Source organism: Vasconcelosia minhoensis LEGE 07310 (assembly GCF_015207255.1).
GTDB classification, from domain to species: Bacteria; Cyanobacteriota; Cyanobacteriia; order Phormidesmidales; family Phormidesmidaceae; genus Vasconcelosia; species Vasconcelosia minhoensis.
Genome location: NZ_JADEXG010000005.1, coordinates 76164 through 96923, shown reverse-complemented (window position 1 = coordinate 96923; position 20760 = coordinate 76164). Strand labels below are relative to the sequence as shown.

Sequence of the window (20760 nt, the reverse complement as noted above, 5' to 3'; positions counted from 1 at the left end):
GTTGGGGCCAGAGCGGCTTCATTTCTTAGGTGAGAGCAGCAGAATCATATTGCGACCTTCCCGCTTGGGAAGCTGCTGCACTTCTCCGACCGATTCCAGATCTTTGGCCATCCGTTGAAGCAGCTTTTCAGCCAGATCGGTATGCTGAATTTCTCGGCCCCGAAACATGACTGTGGCCTTGACCTTATCGCCGCTCTTGAGAAACCGCTCGGCGTGGTTGACGCGCACATGGTAATCGTGGTCGTCAATTTTGTAGCGCATTTTCACTTCTTTGAGTTCGGCGTTGTGCTGGCGCTTACGGGCCTCACGGGCCTTTTTCTCTTGCTCGAACTTGTACTTGCCGTAGTCGATAATCCGGCAGACCGGCGGCTCGGCCTTGTCACTGATCATGACCAGGTCCAAACCCCGCTCATCGGCTAACTCCATCGCCTCTTTGGGAGACATGATTCCCAGCTGCTCACCGTCCGCTGCAATCACCCGGACCTGTGGAACTCTGATATTGTGATTAATCGGTGGAACGTTTCGAGTGCTACGCATCGGCAAATAATCAACAGGACAAGTTTAGCTTTCGACCTAAGGTTGAAAGCCCATTGAAAATTACCTAAATATTAGAATCAAACCGCCGCGATCTCACCCGTTTTCGTTGCAATTTGATACGATTTAGCTGGCGCCAAGCCTTCAGGAAAGAGCAGAGGTCATGACTGCTGGAAAAAGGCTTAACAGACTCAGGGCCGCAGGCTAAGATGAGAGACTACGCGCACAAGTTTGAGTTATGAAGCACACGATCTCAGTCCTGGTGGAAGATGAAGCAGGCGTCCTCACCCGGATTGCCGGACTCTTTGCCCGGCGAGGGTTTAACATTGAGAGCCTGGCCGTTGGCCCAGCCGAACAGGTCGGCATTTCACGAATTACGATGGTGGTGCCCGGGGATGATCGGGTCATCGAGCAGCTGACTAAGCAGCTCTACAAGCTGGTTAACGTCCTTAAGGTGCAGGATATTACCGAGACGCCCTGCGTCGAGCGCGAGCTGATGCTGCTCAAGGTCAACGCCAACAGCAATAATCGGGCTGAGGTGGTGGGCCTGATTCAGATCTTTCGGGCTCGCGTGGTCGATGTGTCGGAGGATTCGCTGACGGTTGAAGTGGTCGGCGATCCGGGCAAAATGGTCGCTATCGTTCAGGTGCTGAACCGCTTTGGTATTCGGGAGATCTCCCGGACTGGAAAAATTGCCTTAACTCGCGAGTCGGGCGTTAATACCGAATACCTCAAGTCTTTGGAAAGCAAAGTCTAGGCGGTCTGAGCCATCTAGGCTCAGCCACCGGCCACAGCGGGAACGATGCTGACCTCATCGCCATCCTTGAGCGGCGTTGCCTGACCGTCTAAGAATCGGATATCTTCGCTATTCACATAGAAGTTGATAAAGCGGCGCAGATCGCCCTTTTCATCGCAGAGCCGAGCCTTAATCCCAGGAAAATTGCTTTCTAGGTCGTTGAGCAGCTCGGTGATGCTACTGCCGTTAGATTCAATCGCGGCCTGATTTTGGGTGAATTTTTGCAGCGGGGTGGGAATGAGAACTTTGACGGACATAGCGGTGTTTTAGAACGTTAAACGGTAGTTTTGTAAATGAATGCCTGAATCAGCGGTCAGCTCAGATGAACCAACCGCCTAAAACTGACTAGACCAACGTCTGCTGCCACTCCAAGCGGTTGAGCGTATTGGCCCGCTCCCAGGCCCGCTCGAAGCTGTTGAGCTTGGGCTCAATCGTCAGTGGTTCGCCGATGTAGCCCTTGACGGCTTCCTGGGTCTTCAGCCCATTGCCGGTGATGTAGGCCACCGTCGTTTCATCAGGGTTGATTTTACCGGCTTCAGCCAGCTTCTTCAGCACCGCGATCGTGGTCCCGCCCGCCGTCTCAGTGAAAATGCCTTCAGTTTCGGCCAGCAGCTTAATCCCCTCAATAATCTCAGCGTCGGTGACGTCTTCAATGGTGCCGTTGGTCTTGCGGGCAATGTCCAGGGCATACACGCCGTCGGCTGGATTGCCAATCGCGATAGACTTGGCAATGGTGTTGGGCTTAACCGGCGTGATGAAGTCGCGCCCTTCCTTAAAGGCCTGAGAGATCGGCGAGCAGCCCTCAGCCTGGGCACCGCTAAACCGAACTGGCTTGTCTTCAACCAGGCCGACCTTGATAAACTCTTGGAAGCCCTTGTGAATTTTGCTGAAGAGTGAGCCGGATGCCAGCGGCGCGACGATGTGGTCCGGCAGCTGCCAGCCTAGCTGCTCGGCGACTTCAAAGCCGAGCGTCTTAGACCCCTCGGAATAGTAGGGCCGCAGGTTGATATTGACGAAGCCCCAGCCTTTGGTATTGGCGACTTCAGAGCAGAGCCGGTTGACCTGGTCGTAATTGCCCTGGACGGCCATTACCGTCGGATCGTAGATCAGCGTTCCCAGAATTTTGCCGGCTTCCAGATCAGCAGGAATGAAAACGCAGCACTCTAGACCGGCATGGGCCGCGATCGCAGCCGTCGAATTCGCCAGATTCCCCGTACTCGCACAGGAAACCGTGGTGAAGCCCAGCTCCCGCGCCCGGGTCAGCGCCACCGACACCACCCGGTCCTTAAAGCTCAGGGTCGGCATATTGACTGCGTCATTTTTGATGTAGAGCTGCTTTAGCCCCAGCCGTCGGGCCAGTCGCTGAGCCGACAGCAGCGGCGTCATGCCGGTGCCTACGTCAATCGGCGTATCAGTCTCAACCGGCAGAAAGGCCCGGTACCGCCAAATCGAGTTGGGGCCGGCCTGAATCGTTTCGCGGGTGACCTGCCGCCGAATCGCGTCGTAGTCGTAGGCCACCTCTAACGGCCCAAAGCAGACATCTTCGCAAACGTGCTTAGCCTCAGGCTGATAGGTTTCGCCACATTCCTTGCATTTTAGGCCGGTAAAGGTCGCCTGGCGAGAAGCGGTTCTGGGAGTATCAACTGCCTGAGTCATCTTTTTTAATCTCTGCTAGCTACAACGGGGTAAGTCAGTTACCAATCGCTCAGATAGCGCCCAGAAGGAACCTTTTACCCAAGCTTGGCTGATGGTAGCACGGGGTACAAAATAGAGCAAACATACCCGACTGTTTTAGTCGGGTATAGACAGAAGCCTTATCTATCAGTGGATGTATCAAATCGACAGCGCACAATGCTGTGGTTTTCTGCTGAGTGGGGCAAAATTTCTAGCTGACCGTTGAGATATTCCAGCGCCAGCTGAGCTGTGGCCAGTACCAGGCCGGTGGAAAGCTGAACCGGGGCAGCGGTGCGCTCGACTTCCTTTAGCGTGCCGTCGGCGACTTCAGCAAGTTCGTTTTGAAGCTGGGCAGCAGTGCGATCGCGCTCTAGGCAAATTCCCACACCGTCATCCAGCGGCTCGACCCAAAGCCGCAGCGTATTCTCTGCGGAATTCGCGATCGCGTCCTGCACCAGGCTGACCAGCAGCGTCTTCAGCCAGGCTGGGTCGGTTACGATCTTTGATTCACCGGTCTTTGACTCATCGGGCTGCTCAATGGTCAGATGCAGACTGCGGTTAGCGGCCTGATGCTCGGTCAGGGTTTTGACTTCGGCCAGCATGGGAGCTAAGGGCACTGGCTCAAGCTGTGGCTGCTCGCGCCCGATGTCCAGCTTAGAGACCGCCATAATCGTGTCGAACAGGGCCAGCACTTTGAGTGCGGTATCTTTGCCCTGGGCAATAAACTCGCGCTCCTCCTCTGGGCCTTCGCAGAGGTCTTCGAGGATCAGCTGATGCAGGCTAATCAGGCTATTGATCGGCGATCGCAGTTCGTGGGCCGTGCGAGCCAGATAGCCACTTTTGAAACGCTCCAGATCCGCCAGCCGCTGATAGGCTAGTGACGGCGGCGGGCTGGGTGGCGCGATCGCGGGCGGTGCGACTTCAGGCTGAGCCGGCTCAATTTTCTCTGCCGTGGGACGGCGCAAAATGTAGCTGATCCCCAGGCCGGTCGCCACGCCAATTAGCAAAGTCACAAAATTAGTATCCACTGCGTCAGCCTGCTCTCGGTAAGGGGATATGGACTATTGGCTGGCCACCGGGTTCAGAGTCTGACCGCGCCCTGTCGCAGAATGAGCCATTGGCCATCTGTCCATTTTGCAACGGTAGAGGGAATCCCGGAAGCTTTTGCTGCTGCTGTTCTTAAGTCCACATTGGAGCGGGCCTGAAGCGCCTGAATAGCGTCCTCAGACAGCATTAGCAGTTGGGGAAACCGCTGCGCTACCTCTGCCAATGACTGGAGCGGCGGCTGACCCGAAAGGTTAACGCTGGTCGTCGCCAACGGCCCGGTCTGGCTAAGCAGCGCTTGGGCCAGCGGCTGATTGGGCACCCGGATGCCAATTGTCTCGTCCTGGGTCGGGTTCATTACAGGGGGGAGGCGATCGCTGGCTGGGAGTACCAGCGTTAGCGGACCAGGCCAGTGCTGAGCGGTCACCGCCTGCCAGGCCAACCGCTCGGTCTCACTACCGGCTATATATAGAGAGAGATCGGCAAAGCTAGCCCCCATCAGAATCAGCGGCTTGTCCGGCGGTCGCTGCTTAAAGGTGTAAATCTGCTCAGCTGCGGTCGGAGCCGCCGCAAGGGCGGGCACCGTATCGGTCGGAAAGCTAATCAGCGCCTGCTGTGACTGGACCGCACTGACCAGCTGCTCAAGGGAGATCCAGCTCATGATTTCTGAAGGGTTAACTCGAAGCCAGGTAAGACCGCTTCTCCTGACAGCGTTATGGGGTAGGTCAAAACCTCAGCAGTCTGGTTGGGTCGATAAATTTCCACCTGCTGGTCTTGGGGATTGATTAGCCAGCCCAGCCGGAGTCCGCTAGCCAAGTATTCCTGCATTTTGGCTTGCAGGGGCGGGAGGCGATCGCTGCGAGAGCGGAGCTCAATGACAAAGTCAGGGCAAATGGGTGGAAAAGCAGCCCGCGCTTCGGGACTGAGAGCTTCCCAACGGGGTTTGGTCACCCAGGCCAGATCGGGAGAGCGCTCTCCTCCGTTCGGCAGACTGAATAGGGTAGACGAGCTAAACACATAGCCCAGCTGAGCCTGCTCATTCCAGATACCGACCTTGGTGATTAAGTTCGCTTCCCAATTACCACTCTCACCCCCGACTGGACTCATGATCACCAGCTCTCCCTGGGGGGAACGCTCCAGCTGAAGGTCGGGATTGTTCTGGCACAGAAATACGAACTGCTCTCTAGTCAGGCTACGAGTCAGGGGTTGCAGGTTGAGAACGGTCGTCATAGGGTTGAGTTACCTTGGGTAATCTATAGACCCGCAGAAAACACACAGATCTGGCATAACAGCTTGCACTGTCTCTAGAATAAAGCTTAATCCCTCATCAGACCTCAAGGGTCTGCCAGCTGTGACCCAGTCTGAAGCCTTCACGCTAGGCGTTGAAGAAGAATATCAGGTGATCGATCCCCAAACGCGATCGCTGCGGGGTGGGGCCAGTGAGCTGATCGCAGCGGCGGAGCAGGTAGACCCGGGGCAGAGGCTGGTGCATCCAGAGATGCACCGCTGCCAGGTCGAAATTGCCACCGATGTATGTGAATCCTTAGCAGACGTCAGGCAGGCGGTGTCAGCGGCCCGGCGAGGTGTGATCGAAGCGGCTACGGAACGAGGAAGCGCGATCGCGGCTGCCGGGACCCATACCTTTTCCGACTGGCGTGACCAGCGGGTCACCCCCAAAGATCGCTACCGCAAGCTGCAAGACAATCTCCAGCATTTAATTCGAGAGCTGATTATCTTTGGCTGCCACGTCCATGTGGGCATTGCCGACCGTGAGGCTGCCGTGGCCGTGGTTAACCGCAGTCGGCTGTGGCTGCCGGTGCTGCTGGCGCTTTCCGCCAATTCTCCCTACTGGGTTGCCGAAGACTCTGGCTACAACAGCTACCGGATGGAGCTCTGGTGTCGCCTGCCCACGGCCGGGCCACCGCCCTTGTTTGACAGCTACGACGAGCACAACGCTCTGATTGATCAGATGATTGCGGCTGGAATCACCGACGACCCGACCAAAATCTACTGGGATATTCGCCTATCTCAGCGCTTTCCCACCATTGAGTTTCGCGTTGCCGATGTCTGCGCTACCGTCGATGAAGCGGTGATGCAGGCCGGGCTGTGCCGCGCTATCGCCCAAACCTGCTATCAGGACTGGCAAGCTAAGCGCCCCTATCCTAAAGTGCGATCAGAAATGCTGCGGGGCGCGATCTGGTGTGCCGCCCGCTATGGCCTTAAAGGCAAGCTGGTAGACTTTGAGTCAGATCAGCCCCTACCGGCGATCGAGGCGGTGCAAAAGCTCTTGGTCAAAGTGCGCCCGGCCCTGGAGCAGCACGGAGACTGGGAAGAAGTTTCTAGCTTAGTCAAACGCACCATTCGGCAGGGCAATGCCGCCCAGCGACAGCGCCAAACCTATGAGAAAACCGGCAGTCATGCTGCCGTGGTCGATTCTCTGATTCGAGAAACCGCCGCTGGCGTCACGGATAAACTAAACCCCTTTCCAGCTTTGCCATGAGTTCCTCCCCGACAGATCGCCCGCCGCAGCTGAGGCCAGACGAACTCCAGCAGTGGCGGGCCGCGATCGCAGAAGCCAATCGTTATAACATCCTCTGCCACTGCAAAACCTGCGGCTATGAGTGGGTTGAGTCTGCTGCTGGCGCTCCCTGCCGCTGTGGCAGTGAAAAAGTCGAGTACATATCCTGCTGGCAGTTCCCCGATGGCTGAAATGGCTACCTTTGAATTAATCGAAGCCTCCCAGTTCGTTGATTCTATCTAGCGCATCATAGTAATATTCTTCATTCCCCTGCTCTATATAAAGCTCAGCCGCTATATCGAAATCGTCAAGTGCCGCTGACGTGTTGCCCAGATCGACATGAGCAAGACCTCGGTTGTAGAAAGCAGGGGCATAGGCAGAATCAAGCTGAATGGTTTGGGTGTAGTCTGCGATAGCAGCTTGCAGATTGCCCAGATCGTCATAGGCATTAGCCCGGTGAAAATAGGCATCGGCATCATCGGAATCAAGTTGAAGATAACGGCTAAAGCTCTCAACCGCGGCCTGGAGATTATTTAAATCATAATGGGCCAGACCCTGATTGAAATAGGCATTAGCATAATCGGGATCAAGTTGAATCGCTCTGGTATAGTTCTCGATAGCAGTTACCGGGCTATTTAGATCAAGGTAGGCATTTCCCCGATTGAAGTAAGCATCGGCATCTTCAGGATTAAGCTGAAGATAACGGGTATAATCCTCGATAGCACCGCGAAAATTGCCGGCATCCTGTTTGACTACGGCTTGATTAAATAATTCAACTGCTTCGGCAGACAAGTTCCCCTGAGATGTTAAAGTAGGTCCCCTCTGCGTGGTGCCCCCTTGATTCCGAGGCTCTTCTGGCATACCGCCGTTAAGCGCAATTATGAAGAAGATAAAAAATGCTGAGCCTGACGTAACCAAACCGGCAATCGTCCAGCCCTTCTGGTGAGATTTAAACGCATCAACGCTCTTCCAACGGCGGCTTTTCCAGGCCATCTCATTGCCTTTAGCGCCCAGCACAAACGGCATCACAAAACTAGCCGGGGGAACCCAGGAGAGCAGTCCAATCCAAACCTGATTGGGCAAGCACCAAATCCCAGATAGCAAAAATGCGCCCCAATTCCAGCCTCGAATCTCATCTGGCACTACCTGACCAGTAGATTCAGAGCTGCCCGACTGCCCAAACCCGCTTTGACCGTGACGGTGGACATCGTTGTAATTGCCTGAGGAGCTGACTTCCGTCTCCGGCACCGTTTGATAGCCCGAGGAGCTGACTTCCGTCTTCGGCACCGTTTGATGGCCCGAGGAGCTGACTTCCGTCTTCGGCACCGTTTGATGGCCCGAGGAGCTGACTTCCGTCTCCGGCACCGTGCTTTTGCTGGGCTGAAGTGCCTCTAACATGTCCTGAGCCGTAGCATAGCGATCGCGGGGATGAGGCTGGAGGCCCTTGTCTAAGACATTGGCAAGCCTTGAGCTAACGCCAAGCGTATGAGAGCGCCACTGGACTTGCCCATTCCGCGGGTCAATTAGCTCTTGAGGCCACTTGCCAGTCAGCAGATAGATCATCGTCATCGTTAAACTGTAGAGGTCGCTAGAAAAAACCGGACGACCGCTGGCCTGCTCTAATGGCATATAGCCCTTGGTTCCAATCACAATCGAGCTAGCGGTATTTCCCTGCGAGTCCAGGTGAATTCCCAAAATTTCCTTGACGGCTCCGAAATCAATTAGGAAAGGTTTCCCCTGTTCTGTTTGATACAAGATATTGTCAGGCTTGATATCCCGGTGGATAATGCCCTCAGCGTGGATAAATTTGAGCACCGATAGAAGTGATATCAGAATTTCCTCAACCCGCTGTTCAGGGAGCGCGCCTCCGGAGTTCACGATTTCGGTCAGGGTCTGACCCTCAACCCACTCCTGCACGAGATAGAGCTCACCCCCCTCAGCAAAATAGGCAAACAGGTTGGGAATCTGGTGATGGATGCTGCCCACTTTCTCTAAAATGGCGGCTTCCCGCTGAAATCGCTCTTGGACAACCTCATAAACTTTGGGATTGTCAGTCACGGGCTTCAGCCGCTTGAGGACTCGACGCGGACGAGCCGGCATGTGGGTATCTTCGACTAAGAAAGTTTCGCCAAAGCCGCCACTCCCGAGGCTTTGAATGACCTGATAGCGGTTGCCTAGTAGGGTTGTTTCCATGGGTTTCGTCTCTAATTCCTTAAATTCCGGTTCCTTAAATATCTAATAACCTTGCTTTAAAGCCACACACCCCCCCGAAACCGCCAGCGGGGAAATAAAATTCTCATGAGTGACTGGGAGGCGATGTAAATGGCGAGCCAGACCAGACTGTAGTGCACCAAAAACCAGCCCAAATCCAAGAAGAAAATGCCAGGCAGGCCAAAAAATCCAATCACTAGCACTATAAAGAAGGCTTCCCAAACCCCAGCAGCAAGCTGCAAAGCGCCGGGCCAGTCTCGATCCCAGCGAAATTTCTGGAGATAGTTGTACAAGACATCCCAACCCAGACCAAATATGAAAAGGTACTCCAGTACCCAGAGGAATACACCTCCTCCTGGCCCAATCACTCCCTCGGTGAAAAGCAACGTCACCAAGAGTCCTACGGTTTGGAATAATAGAATTCGAGTTTGCCAACGGCCTAGAAGAGTTGGTGTCATGGTGCTTGATTCCTCACCCACTTTAACCACTGTTTGTAGGAAGCCCATCCCTTGAGCGACTTCAGTCGGGGGGCGCGAGCAGCGGCTAAGCTATCCACTGCCCAAAGCGCTGAGTACTGCAGACCTAGAAAACTATCCACGGCAGCATAGGGACCGCCGAAAGTGATGGCTCCAGCTGCATAGACGCGCCCCCGGTCATTCCGCATCTCAGCAACTTCAAAGTGGTTAGTGACCGCCAGCCGGTCTAGGGGATTGAGGGGTAGATTGTAATGGGTCACTAAATCATTGAGGAGTGGGCTGGACTTCACCTTGCCATCGAGCCCAGTAGCATCAATAATAAAGTCAGCATCCAGTTTGATTTCTCCCTTCGGTCCTTTTTCGCGGATATAGGTGGTAGGCCGACCCTGCGGGTCTGGTTCTACCCGAATCACCTCGCCAAAGTTGATTTGATACCAGCCCTGATTCAGACCTTCCTGTACAATTTGTTTCCAATCTCCCCGGTCTGCCGTGGTAGTCCCGCCCCAGTCGCTGATCAGGCTGCGCCGCTGCTCCGGGCTAGCTTGCTCTAGTTGAACTCGTAGTTCGCCGCCCCAGCAGGCTTTTGGCCAGTTAAAGGGTTGAAACTCAAAGTGATTTTCAACCGTTCGCTGGGCCGTCCCAAACTTATTCCCCTGGGGTTTGGGCGATCGCATTAAGTGTAGTAGGGCAATATTGGGATTGCGCCGACGGGCTTCATAGAGACGTTGAATAATTCGCGAGGCAACGATGCCCCGTCCTCGGATGACCACCGTGCCTCCCTGACGCTCTAGCTGTTGGTAGACATGGTCATGGGCTTCGTAGGCATTGACGACTGATTTAAAATTGTTGGTTCGTTCCCGGTATTCCTGCAAATCGGGCAGAAATTTCACGACTGGATAGCCAGTCGCGAGATGCAGATAGCGGGTTACTAAAAAAGCGTGGTCTCCTCGGCCCCGAGAATAGGCGATCGCATAGCGGCCATCATTGGTTTTGCGAATCGCCTGGACTCTGCCGTACTGGTACATTTGCTCCCAGCCAATGCGAGCCGCTTCCCGATCTATCGAGGCAAATACGTTCCCGGCACGAGGGGTATAGGTTTCGGCCAAGGTCGGCTCAGCAAACACCTGCCAGAGATAACGCCAAGCCGAAGCCATACTTCCCTTTTGGAAGTCATGCCAGGCTTCCCGCAGGGCATAGCTCGGCCAACCCCAAAGATTGTCAGGGCAAGAATCTGAATTAGACCGCAGCCGCTCGTGGGCTGGAATCTGAGAATTTAGGCACAGCCGCTGGTACTTGGCGTAGGGCTCGAGTTCTAAACCAACGACTTTAATTTGCTGACGGCTAACGCCAAAGTTTCTCAGATAATCGACCCAGATAAAGCTGCCCAGACCTGCACCGACACCGGCATAGTCAATTTCTTCGACAGGTAGGCCCGTCGCATAGAGGTCTTGAACCCTCACCTGCTGAGATCGAAAGCAGGCAGGCGGAAAGTTCGAGGTGGCCCGTTCAGGCGCCTGCTCAGGCTCATTCGGTTCATCAAGTTGGATAAAGGACTCCTCACTGGAGCGGACGGTCCGAGCGGCCGCCCTGGCTCCAGCCGCAACTATCCCAATCCGGTAGGGTCCTATCTGGAAGCTATCGCCGCTATTGAGGATGCCGCGAGTCTGACGGACACCATTAATCCAAGTCCCATTGGTGCTGTTTTGGTCGGTGAGAGTCAAATTGCCTTGCTCTAGAGTAAGCAGAGCGTGAAAACGAGACAGCTGACCACTATCCAGAACGATTCGCGACACCGGTTGCCCTTGGAGCTGGGCTGGCATCTGGTCGAGCACCCGTCCCAGGGCTACGGGTAAGGTCAGCAAGGGTTCCCGCAATTCGCCTGTGGCGGGTTCTTGCCAACTGAGCCGAATTTGTGAGGTACCCGATCTCATTGCTCAGGGTCCTTCCTGAGTAAGGAAGACGTGATCAAAGTAGATTTGGCTGCATCCAGGGCAAAGCCACAGATAGGGCACCCCTCTTGCAAATGCTGATGGGTGTAAGGAGACACTTTACCGCATTCAGGATTAGGGCATCGCAGGCCATAGGCTCCCCTAACTAGACCACTGACTTGGATAGCGTCAACCACTGCCTCTACTTTGCCTAGACGAATGATGGTGCCTAAACGCAAGGCAACTTCTCCCGCAGACAGCCGTTGGCCGTCGATCAATGGCGGATTGGTTTGGCGCAAATTTCGCAGATAAAACTGCTGCTGCTGTGGGCTAAAGTAAATCTCAACATGCAGTCCCGACACGGAGCGATCGTGAAAAAGAATGTCACAACGGGCCGGGTCGCGACCCAAGCGAATCGTTCCTGGATGTTTGCTGGGCTGCTGGTGGTAGAGTCTCCGAGTTTTAGTCTGCCCGGCTTCTTGCCACTGTAACATTAGTTCATTCATTGGGCGATTACTTGAAGAGATAGCCTCGATGCATACGCTAAAACGCATACATACCCCTATTTCAGCTCTCCCCATTCGCGCTTGTCAAGCATACTTAGCCGCTTTAAATAATATTTACAGAAACTTAAATATTCCGATTATTAAATTACTATATCCTGACTTTATAAGGTGAGCTTCATAGGGTGAGCTTCATAGGATTAACAAGAGTTCAAAAACTCGTGAATGAACAGCGGCTACATCCGTAGCTGGATGGCTAACTTAGCTGGATAACCAAATAACTAAGATTTAAGTTAACTTGACAATTTTATCGCCATAATTTCATCGCCTGATATCGCTGTCCTCCCCAACTATGGTGCCTGAACTATAGTGCCTACCTTCGCTATCTAATCTTTAACTTTCACCAAACGCCGAAGCCATCCAAAATGACGGAAAGCCATCGTTATCAAGGGCTGCTTATACCGGTTTCGCCTGGGAGTTTAGCGGGAATGGACCAGCCGCACCATATCTTGTCTGAAACTCAGGAACTGATACTTGGGCGAGAACCGGAATGTCAAATCATTTTTGACTCTCGCTTGTATGATAGAGTTTCACGCCGTCATGCTGCTGTTCGACCCTCCCAAAAGACGGATAAAAATAATCAGGCGTACCCGACCTGGCAGATTTGCGATCTGAATAGCGCCAATGGCACATTTATCAATGGCCAGCGGGTTCAGAACTGTCAAACGTTGCAAGTCGGCGATCGCATTACACTGGGAGGCCAAAACGGTCCTGAGCTGGTGTTTGAATGTCAGACATATAATCAGAAGCTCCCTGGTAAAAGCGCTGCTGGTTTTAACCGGTTAGATTCTGCCCGGCCAGAAACGGCGCTGACCTGGAATCATCTGGTTCTCGTCGTCTCTACCCGTCGAGATTTAGTTCAAAAAGCCTACTTGATTCCTGGAATTATTACTGTTATCTTCGTTGTCTTTCTCTTCGTTGCGGCTGACTCACCGGCCCTTTTCAACCTGCTGCTAGCAGCTTACCTAGGAGGAGCGGGCTTTTTCTTTATCTACCAGCTCTGTGGAAAGCGTAAACCCTGGTGGATTCTAATGGGGTCGGCGATCGCAACGATGGCAATTCTGTACTATGGTCCGACTCTCAGTCTCTTTATTTACATATTTCGAGTCGTGTTGCCAGGAAATACTGAGCGGGTTGAACAGGCTGGGTTTATTTCTCAGTTCGTGGCCCACTTTTTTGGAGCTGGGCTGATGGAGGAGCTGCTGAAAGCTCTGCCTGCTCTAGGACTGTGTTGGATAGGTAGAAGCTTGAGCTGGCACTGGCGCGATCGCGTTGGTGTGGTAGAGCCCTTAGATGGGATTTTATTAGCTGCCGCTGCGGCCCTGGGGTTTACCTGGCTGGAAACTTTAGGGCAATTTGTGCCAGCTGTCGCTCAGCAGGTTGCCGCGATGTCAGGAACAGGAGCGGGCCAGCTGGCAGGACTACAGCTGCTAATCCCGCGCGTTCTGGGGTCAGTCGCTGGCCACATGGCTTACAGCGGCTATTTCGGCTACTTTATCGGTTTAAGCGTGCTCAAGCCTTCTAAGCGCTGGCGAATTCTCGGGATTGGCTATCTCACCGCTGCGACCGTTCATGCCCTCTGGAATGCTACCGCAAGCACGCTAGGTCCGTTAGGTCCGTTAGGTCTGGCGTTTGTCGGCGTTATCGCCTATGCCTTCCTGGTGGCCGCTATTCTCAAAGCCCGAGAACTCTCTCCCTCGCGATCGCAGAACTTTGCCGCCCGAATTTAATATGGACCTTCCCTTAACCAGGCCAGTTTACGTTTTTGGCTTAATCCTGCTAATCATTCAGGTCGCGCCGGTAATTGCCATTCGCCTGCGGCTTCCACCCCTAGCAGTGCTGATTATTCTAGGTGCTGTCTTTGGCAGTAATGGATTAGGCCTTTTGGAACGGGATGCTCAGCTGATTCTGCTAGAGACAATTGGATTGCTCTATATCATGCTGATCGCAGGCATGCAGATGGATTTGAGTGATTTTAGGCGATTGGGGGCGCGATCGCTGATTTTTGGACTGCTGACGTTTGGGATCCCGCTGGCCGTCGGCATTGGGTTTGGCAAAATCATGGCCTATGGCCTGCTGAGCGCCTTACTGGTGGGGATTCTCTATTCTCCCCATACCCTGATGGCTTATCCGATCATGACTCGCCTAGGCATTGCTCAGCGGGAAGTCATTGGGGTGACCGTCGGCGGAACTGTGGTGACGTCGATTCTAACCCTAATAGGACTCTCAATTGTTCAGGCAACCACTAGGGGCAACGTCGGCATTTTGCTGTGGATTAAGCTACTCGTTTTACTACCCTGCTTAGTGATGATCAGCTTCTGGCTGATTCCAAAGCTAGGCCGATTTGTGTTCGACAAATCGGCTGACTCACTGGTCACTCAATTTGGATTTGTCCTAACTTGCCTATTCGCATTAGCCTCTGCCACCCTTTTACTGGAAGTTGATTCTATCGTTGGGGCTTTCATTGCCGGCTTATCCTTAAATCGCCTGGTCCCCATCAACAGCCCATTGATGAAACAAATAGAGTTTGTTGGCAACAGTCTCTTCATTCCAGCCTTTATGGTTTCAGTGGGGGTTTTGTCAAATCCGAGCATTCTAGTTACCAATCCAGGCAATCTGGGTTTTGTTTTTGCTTTTGTGGTGGCAGCTCTAGGGGCAAAACTTTTAGCGGCTTGGATTGCCGGCGAGTTATTTCACTATTCCCCAGCTGAAATCATGACGATGTTCAGCTTGACTGTTCCCAGAGCGGCATTGGTGTTAGTGATTGCCCTGTTTGGGCAGGAAGCTGGATTAATCAATGAAGCGCTCTTCAATGCCGTTGTGGCTTACATTGTGCTGACCTGTTTGCTCGGTCCCTTACTGACTGATGGGTTTGGTAGACGGGTTGCAGCCCAGGCTAGCTTTGAGAAACCTCAAACTTAAGGACGGCGGTTACTGGGGCCTACGGCAGAGTCGCTGGAGACTCGGGGACCTGGCGATCGCGCTATTTACTCTTCTACTGGGAACGGCTCTAACCATTGCAAAATGGTCCGCTTCAGCTGATTCAGATCGCGATAGAATTCCTGCTTAAAAAACTGGCCAACGGCGTCCAACGGACTAAAGGAATCCTGCGCTTTCCAGGCCACATCCTGGGCAATCGGCGTCGTGTGGGAGCCTTTCAGAATTTGCACCGTAGTTAGGTCTGGAAAGCGGCGGCAGAGCACCTCGCTTAGGGGCCGGGTCTGGTCAATCGTGTCGTCGCGAAACTTGACCAGCAGATTGCGCCGGACACCGTAGCGGTTGGCAATCAGTGCTAGGGTTTCCTCGGGCGAAGGGGTGAACTCCAACTGGAAGGTTGGCGCAAAGGCTACAAACTGTTCTAGTAAGGGAATCGATTTGCGGGCCGGATAGTTGTTAAAGGACAGATAAATGTTCCCCGCTCGCTCTACGTCGTAAAGGCTGTTGACCAGCAGATGCACCTTGCAACCCATGCTGTGGCCCAGACCGTAGATCGGCAAGTAGCGATTGCCCAAAACCTGCTTACGTAGAAACAGCAGCCCCTGCTCGAAGGTGGTCTGGACTTCAGCCGCGATCGCGCTATGGTCAAACGTATTCACAAACGGCGTCGCAATCACGCAGTAGCCCTCGCGATACAGCGCCTCCAGCAGCCACCGATAGGTCAGATGGGGTGCCGTCGCAACAAAGGCCCCACCCAAAAAATGAACGATCGCGATTGGATTTTCAGGGACTAAAAACCAGTTACCTGCAACTTCTCGCCAGTACATAAGCCAAATGATAGGACTGTATCTATCCTATACAGCCAAAGAAGACTCCGTAGCCTGGCACCTCTATCTTGTTCCCATAGCGTCTGGGAGAGAATTCTGAATCAGAGGCTGAGACACAGTCAGGATAGGCGGCAAGATCGTAGTAGGCCGGTGTCAAACTAAGGTTAAACAGGCATAGCAGCGTCTGCTCTTTACTCTCGCGAATAAAACCCAGCAGCGGTTCTGCAGTATCTATCAGCGTCAGCTTGCCGCGCAGTAAAGCGGGCTGCCGCCTGCGCCAATGGATCAGCCGGCGATACTTGTTCAATAGAGAGTCATGAATCTGCTCTTGCTGGTCTACAGCGTGAGCCCGATGCTCTTTCGGAATCGGCAACCACGGCTCTGAGGCAGTCGTAAACCCAGCGTTTTCCGCCGTCTGCTGCCAAGGCATCGGGGTGCGGCAGCCGTCACGACCCAATACATTTGGATAGCCGGCAATACCAAAGGGGTCCTGCAATTTTTCAAAGGGAATTTGGGCTTCGGTCAGCCCTAGCTCGTCGCCCTGATAGATGCAGCAGCTGCCGCGTAGGGCAATTAGCAATGCCGCAAACATGTGGTCAAAAGCTTCCTGGCCAAACTCATTCCCCAGCTGGTGCTTTTGCCAGCGGGACTTCAGCCGGGGAAAATCGTGGGTTCCCGCTGTCCAGCAGATCACGCCCTCGCCAAAATGCTGCTCGACCCGCTCAATCGTCCGACGCAGATTCTCATAGGTGGGCGGCTCATCGGTCATCAGCGACGAATTATAGGCCATGTGCAGCCGGTCGTCGCCCTGCACATAATGGCTAGAAGTGAGGATGGAGTCTTCTTCAGAGCTAATCTCGGCCAGCAGAGTTGCGCCGGGATAGCGGTCAATTAGCTGGCGGATTGACCCCAGCAGCTCCAGTGTTTCGGGGCGACCGAAGTTGTATTGATTGATTTGGAAGAAGAAGGGATCGCCCTCACGCGCGCCTGCTGGAAGAGGATGGTCCTCTGGGCGGAGGGGATTATCGCGCAGCTGGCGGTCGTGCAGCAGAAAATTAATTACGTCGAGCCGAAAGCCGTCTACGCCCATATCAAGCCAGAAAATGGCTTCCTGCGCGATCGCGTCCCTCACTTCTGGATTGTGCCAGTTCAAGTCGGGCTGCTCGACTAGAAAATTGTGCAGGTAGTACTGCTGCCGTAGCGGTTCCCAGGTCCAGGCGCTGCCGCCAAAGGCCGACTGCCAGTTAGTCGGCGGCGAGCCATCGGATTTGCCATCGGCCCAGACGTACCAGTCGGCTTTGGGATTGTTCTGACTCTGGCAGCTTTCGACAAACCAGGCATGCTGGTCAGAGGTATGGTTCCAAACCTGGTCAATCAGAATTTTAAGCTGACGCTGATGGGCTGCTGCTAGCAGTTCCTGAAAGTCTGCCAGCGTCCCGAACATCGGCTCGACGGCTCGGTAGTCGGAGATATCGTAGCCGAAGTCCTTCATCGGCGACTTGAAAAAGGGCGAAACCCAAATGGCATCGACGCCAAGAGCTGCAATGTAGTCGAGCCTTTGCGTAATCCCCTTGAGATCGCCAATACCATCGCCGCTGGCGTCTTGAAAGCTGCGGGGATAGACCTGATAGATGACGGCACTGCGCCACCAGTCCTGAGATTGTAAAAGCGGCGGGCGCTGAGAAGTTGAATTCATACCTACTGACTTGACGGCTGCTTCTCAAGCATTCTACAAGCCTATTTGGCGATCGCACGCTACAGATCAGCAAAAAATACCCCGTAGCTGGGCAGCTTCAGCACATCTTCCCAAACTTCTGAGTAGAATCTCAGCCCGACGGTCGGCTCATAGCGCTCAAACTCAGACAGGTCATATTTGACCGGCTGGTTGCTGATGTTGAAGACGCACAGCAGCCGCTGCTCGGCGTACTCTCGAATAAAAACGAATACCGGCTCCTCTGCTTTCATCAGCTCAAAGTGGCCAGAAATCAGGGCGGGCTGCTGCCTGCGCCAGTGCATCAGCCGCCGCCAGGTATTCAGCAGCGAATCTGGGTCGGCATTTTGGACATCGACTGCCAGTGCCCGATGCTTTTTAGGAATCGGCAGCCAGGGTTCCACGCCTTCCTTTGTAAATCCAGAATTGGGCGCATTTTCCTGCCAGGGCATAGGCGTGCGAGACCCATCCCGACCCGGCACCTTAGGGTAAAGGGCTTTGCCAAACGGATCCTGAATTTTATCTTCGGGGATATCTTTGGGAATTTTCGCCTCTGGCAGCCCCAGCTCATCGCCCTGATAGAGACACAGCGCCCCAGGTAAAGATAGCAACAGCGCTGCGCTCATGCGATAGAACTCATCTGGGTAGGGAAAGCCCTCGGCGTCGCTGCCGGTCCAGCGCGACCTAAGCCGCCCATAGTCGTGGTTCCCCACCATCCAGCACTGCCCTCCCTGGAGAAAGTGCTCTTGCACCCGCCCCACGGTCTTACTCATCAGCTCGGCGCTGAGCGGCTCATCTACCAGCAGCGCGCTGTTGTAGGCCAGATGCAGGCGATCGCCATCCTCCACATACTGACTGGACAAGTCAATCGAGTCCTCGCAGAGAGTCACCTCGCCTAGCGTAACCGTGCCGGGGTACTGATCGACCAGCTGGCGAATCGGCTTCAGCGCCTCAATATTTTCGGGCTGGCAAAAGTTGTACTGGAACATGTGCTGCACCATCGGGTTGTCGGGATCGACCCCATCGGGAAAGATGCCGTTGTCCGGGCGGATGGGATTGTCACGCAGCTCTTTGTCATGAAGGTAGAAGTTCACCGCGTCCATCCGAAAGCCATCGACCCCGCGCTCCAGCCAAAATTTAGCCCGGTTGAGAATGGCCTTGACCACATCTGGATTGTGCCAGTTTAGCTCCGGCTGGCTGGGTAAAAAATTGTAGAAATAGTACTGCTCGCGCACGTCGTCCCATTTCCAAGCACTTTCGCCCATAAAGGCCGAAAGCCAATTATTCGGCGGCGACCCATCGGGCTTGGCATCGGCCCAGACAAACCAGTCTGCCTTTTCATTGTCCCGACTCTTGCGGCTTTCGACGAACCAGGGATGCTGGTCAGAGGTGTGGTTCCACACCTGATCGATCAGCACCTTCAGCCCCATGGTGTGGGCGACATCGAGCAGCCGGTCAAAATCCTCCATATCGCCGAACAGGGGGTCGATATCCAGCATGTCGGTGACGTCGTAGCCCATATCTTCCATCGGCGATTCAAAAATGGGGCTGAGCCAAATCGCGTCTACGCCCAGCGAGACGATATAGTCCATCCGATTGATGATCCCATTGAGGTCACCGACGCCGTTGCCCATACTGTCTTGAAAGCTGCGGGGAAAGATCTGGTAAATCACCGCGTGCTGCCACCACTGCCCATTGCGCTGCATGTTATTAGCATCTTCCCAAGTCCAGGCCCGGCGATTGATTACGGGCTTTCTCCACCATCTGGATTTAGGTTGTATCGAGGTTCTCATTTGTTTAATCAATAAGGGACATGCGGCTAAGAGCACTGAGCCTGATTATTGATTATGAAAAATGATTCGGGCTTCGTTATCTTTCTACGGTGCAATCGAACCCCGCCCATGGGTTAGAGAATCTAAAAACCGAACCTGCTGATAGAGCATCTGCATCTGTGGTACGGCAACCCCCATTTGCAAAGCGGCACTTACCGGATTGCCTAAAATCACTTCGACTTCCAGCGGCCGACCTTCGTCATAGTCCAGCTTCATACTGGTACGGTAGGGCTGCATCTGGTCAGTCGTCGTCAACATTTCGGCAATCAGCGACGGGGGCAGGGTGCGATTCTGTCCAGGAGAACGTTGCTCACCCCAGGCATTGGCAGCAGCAACCACCTCGGCCATCAGCGTTTCAACCAGGGCGCGGGTGCCGGAATCGGCCATCAGCTCGTCGGTCGTCGCATCCAGAACCACTGACAGGCCATTGTAGGGCACGTTCCAGACCAGCTTGCGCCAGCGGGCCATAAATAGGTCGGCGGTTAGGTCTATAGGAATTTGGGCCTGGCTGAAGTCCTGCGCGATCGCGCTCATGATTTCTGTGATTCCTACTGGCTGGCCGCTTGCATCATAGGCCCCAAGCAAAACCTGACCATAGTCCAAATGGCGAATGTGGCCCGGGCCGATCTTGTTTGAGCAGATAAAGCAAAGCCCTCCCAAAATAGTCCGACCGGGGAGCTGCCGGGCAATGTCTGACTCAATCCCCAGCCCATTTTGCAGCGTTAGAACGATCGTCTCCGGCTGTAAAGGCGGCAGCAGCTCGGTTAGCCGATCATTCTGAGTGGTTTTGAGCGCAATGATGACGACATCGACTGGGGGTATGTCGGCTGGATTGCTATAGGCATTGACCCGAGGCAGCATAAAGTCCCCCGCTGTCGAGTCAACCCGTAGTCCCTGCTGGCGGACCGGGTCATAGTCGCTACGGAGTAAATAATGCACTTCGCAGCCTGATTGCTGGAGTCGCGCCCCGTAATAGCCGCCAATTGCACCAGTGCCGATGATGGCGTAGCGTCTGGGAGCTGACATGTCAGTCTGGGGTTTGCTCGTCTAAAGCGGGCTCTGGGGCTGACTTTGGGGCCAGCTGCTGCACAGCCCACTGCGCCCGCGCCCTGACGGCTAGGACTTCGTCCGCTGCAATACGCTCTTGGAGGCAGTCCTCGATCGCGGCGATTGTGCTGTGGTCGTCAACGGCCATAGCCAGCCCTTGAACTGCCACGATACCGGCATAGCGCACTACCCATTCCGGGTCGCGGACGACTTGCAGCAGCGCCGTCTTCACCTCTGCCTGGGCCGCCTGCTGTGCCTTCGGCTCCAGCGCTTCCCACTGGATGATGCCGAGCCCACGGGTTGCCGCCCGCCGCACGCTAAGCGCAAAATCATCGGTGGCCGTTTTCAGCAGCAGCGTTAGCCCGCGCGGATCGCCGATGCCTGCCAAGGCTCGCAGCGCCCAGGCCCGCGCCCCGTAATTATCACTGTCTAGCTGAGCTAGCAGCAGCGGCACCACTGGGCTACCCAGCTTGATCAGGCCGTCTACCGCCGCGACCGCCGCGCCGGGGTTGTTGTATCCTAGCGTTTGGATCAGCATCTCAGCCGCCCGTTCATCTTTGAGGGCGGCTAAGGCAGCCACAGCAGCAGCCAGACCGGCAGCTGAGTCGGCCTGTTCTACTGCCGTGAGACAGGTTTGAAGCTGATCTGACTGGTCTGACATA

20 protein-coding genes are annotated in these 20760 nt (G+C 54.5%); 5 read left to right on the top strand and 15 right to left on the bottom strand.

Annotation, left to right across the window (positions count from 1 at the left end):
• Positions 1-18 precede the first annotated feature (18 nt).
• Positions 19-537 (bottom strand): translation initiation factor IF-3, encoded by a 519-nt coding sequence (gene infC, locus IQ241_RS03690; protein ID WP_193905061.1) that lies wholly within the window; start codon positions 535-537, stop codon positions 19-21.
• 235 nt (positions 538-772) lie between these two features.
• Between infC and ilvN the strand changes: the two genes are divergently transcribed.
• Positions 773-1291 (top strand): acetolactate synthase small subunit, encoded by a 519-nt coding sequence (gene ilvN, locus IQ241_RS03685; RefSeq protein ID WP_193905060.1) that lies wholly within the window; start codon positions 773-775, stop codon positions 1289-1291.
• A 20-nt stretch (positions 1292-1311) separates the two neighbouring features.
• On the opposite strand, the gene IQ241_RS03680 is transcribed toward ilvN, so the two are convergent.
• From IQ241_RS03680 to IQ241_RS03660, 5 genes are all read right to left on the bottom strand, one after another.
• The gene (locus tag IQ241_RS03680; RefSeq protein ID WP_193905059.1) at positions 1312-1587 is read right to left on the bottom strand and encodes a MoaD/ThiS family protein; all 276 of its coding nucleotides are present in this window, start codon (positions 1585-1587) and stop codon (positions 1312-1314) included.
• An 88-nt stretch (positions 1588-1675) separates the two neighbouring features.
• A complete protein-coding gene (gene thrC / locus IQ241_RS03675) occupies positions 1676-2986 on the bottom strand; it encodes a threonine synthase (RefSeq protein WP_193905058.1) in 1311 nt (436 codons plus the stop codon).
• A 158-nt stretch (positions 2987-3144) separates the two neighbouring features.
• Positions 3145-4032, bottom strand: a complete 888-nt coding sequence (locus IQ241_RS03670; protein WP_193905057.1) for a sensor histidine kinase — start codon at positions 4030-4032, stop codon at positions 3145-3147.
• Between the two features lie 53 nt (positions 4033-4085).
• Positions 4086-4709, bottom strand: coding sequence for an L-threonylcarbamoyladenylate synthase (locus tag IQ241_RS03665; protein WP_193905056.1), 624 nt, complete (start codon positions 4707-4709; stop codon positions 4086-4088).
• Entirely contained in the window at positions 4706-5278 is a 573-nt protein-coding gene (locus tag IQ241_RS03660) for a Uma2 family endonuclease (protein ID WP_193905055.1), read from the bottom strand. The genes IQ241_RS03665 and IQ241_RS03660 overlap by 4 nt, the downstream gene beginning before the upstream one ends.
• Positions 5279-5399: 121 nt before the next feature.
• Here IQ241_RS03660 and IQ241_RS03655 point away from each other — a divergent pair, with 121 nt between their 5' ends.
• Both IQ241_RS03655 and IQ241_RS03650 read left to right on the top strand, forming a co-directional pair.
• Positions 5400-6548, top strand: a complete 1149-nt coding sequence (locus tag IQ241_RS03655) for a carboxylate-amine ligase (RefSeq protein WP_193905054.1) — start codon at positions 5400-5402, stop codon at positions 6546-6548.
• Positions 6545-6757, top strand: coding sequence for a hypothetical protein (locus tag IQ241_RS03650; RefSeq protein WP_193905053.1), 213 nt, complete (start codon positions 6545-6547; stop codon positions 6755-6757). Before IQ241_RS03655 ends, IQ241_RS03650 begins: the two co-directional genes overlap by 4 nt.
• Before the next feature lie 16 nt (positions 6758-6773).
• Here the strand turns inward: IQ241_RS03650 and IQ241_RS03645 are convergent, their stop codons facing one another.
• The 4 genes from IQ241_RS03645 to IQ241_RS03630 are packed head-to-tail and all read right to left on the bottom strand — an operon-like array spanning position 6774 to position 11687.
• Entirely contained in the window at positions 6774-8759 is a 1986-nt protein-coding gene (locus IQ241_RS03645; protein WP_193905052.1) for a protein kinase domain-containing protein, read from the bottom strand.
• A 56-nt stretch (positions 8760-8815) separates the two neighbouring features.
• Positions 8816-9235 carry a hypothetical protein gene (locus IQ241_RS03640; RefSeq protein ID WP_193905051.1) on the bottom strand — a complete coding sequence of 140 codons (420 nt, stop codon included), beginning with the start codon at positions 9233-9235 and terminating at the stop codon, positions 8816-8818.
• Positions 9232-11184 carry an FHA domain-containing protein gene (locus tag IQ241_RS03635; RefSeq protein WP_193905050.1) on the bottom strand — a complete coding sequence of 651 codons (1953 nt, stop codon included), beginning with the start codon at positions 11182-11184 and terminating at the stop codon, positions 9232-9234. Before IQ241_RS03635 ends, IQ241_RS03640 begins: the two co-directional genes overlap by 4 nt.
• Positions 11181-11687, bottom strand: a complete 507-nt coding sequence (locus tag IQ241_RS03630; protein WP_193905049.1) for an FHA domain-containing protein — start codon at positions 11685-11687, stop codon at positions 11181-11183. The genes IQ241_RS03635 and IQ241_RS03630 overlap by 4 nt, the downstream gene beginning before the upstream one ends.
• A gap of 422 nt (positions 11688-12109) precedes the next feature.
• On the opposite strand from IQ241_RS03630, the gene IQ241_RS03625 reads away from it, so the two are divergent.
• Together IQ241_RS03625 and IQ241_RS03620 are read left to right on the top strand one after the other, a co-directional pair.
• On the top strand, positions 12110-13474 hold the full coding sequence (locus IQ241_RS03625; RefSeq protein ID WP_193905048.1) for a PrsW family glutamic-type intramembrane protease: 1365 nt from the start codon (positions 12110-12112) through the stop codon (positions 13472-13474).
• A 1-nt stretch (position 13475) separates the two neighbouring features.
• Positions 13476-14666 carry a cation:proton antiporter gene (locus tag IQ241_RS03620; RefSeq protein WP_193905047.1) on the top strand — a complete coding sequence of 397 codons (1191 nt, stop codon included), beginning with the start codon at positions 13476-13478 and terminating at the stop codon, positions 14664-14666.
• Between the two features lie 65 nt (positions 14667-14731).
• Here IQ241_RS03620 and IQ241_RS03615 read toward each other — a convergent pair whose 3' ends face one another.
• From IQ241_RS03615 to IQ241_RS03595, 5 genes are all read right to left on the bottom strand, one after another.
• Positions 14732-15508: a DUF1350 family protein gene (locus tag IQ241_RS03615; protein ID WP_193905046.1), complete on the bottom strand. Its 777-nt coding sequence runs from the start codon at positions 15506-15508 to the stop codon at positions 14732-14734.
• Positions 15509-15530: 22 nt separating this feature from the next.
• On the bottom strand, positions 15531-17204 hold the full coding sequence (locus tag IQ241_RS03610; RefSeq protein ID WP_193905045.1) for an alpha-glucosidase family protein: 1674 nt from the start codon (positions 17202-17204) through the stop codon (positions 15531-15533).
• A gap of 59 nt (positions 17205-17263) precedes the next feature.
• Complete coding sequence (locus IQ241_RS03605; protein ID WP_228021346.1) at positions 17264-18925, bottom strand: alpha-glucosidase family protein; 1662 nt, start codon at positions 18923-18925, stop codon at positions 17264-17266.
• A 171-nt stretch (positions 18926-19096) separates the two neighbouring features.
• Positions 19097-20077: a putative 2-dehydropantoate 2-reductase gene (locus IQ241_RS03600; protein WP_193905043.1), complete on the bottom strand. Its 981-nt coding sequence runs from the start codon at positions 20075-20077 to the stop codon at positions 19097-19099.
• Position 20078: 1 nt separating this feature from the next.
• Positions 20079-20759, bottom strand: a complete 681-nt coding sequence (locus tag IQ241_RS03595; RefSeq protein WP_193905042.1) for a HEAT repeat domain-containing protein — start codon at positions 20757-20759, stop codon at positions 20079-20081.
• Between the last annotated feature and the right edge of the window lies 1 nt (position 20760).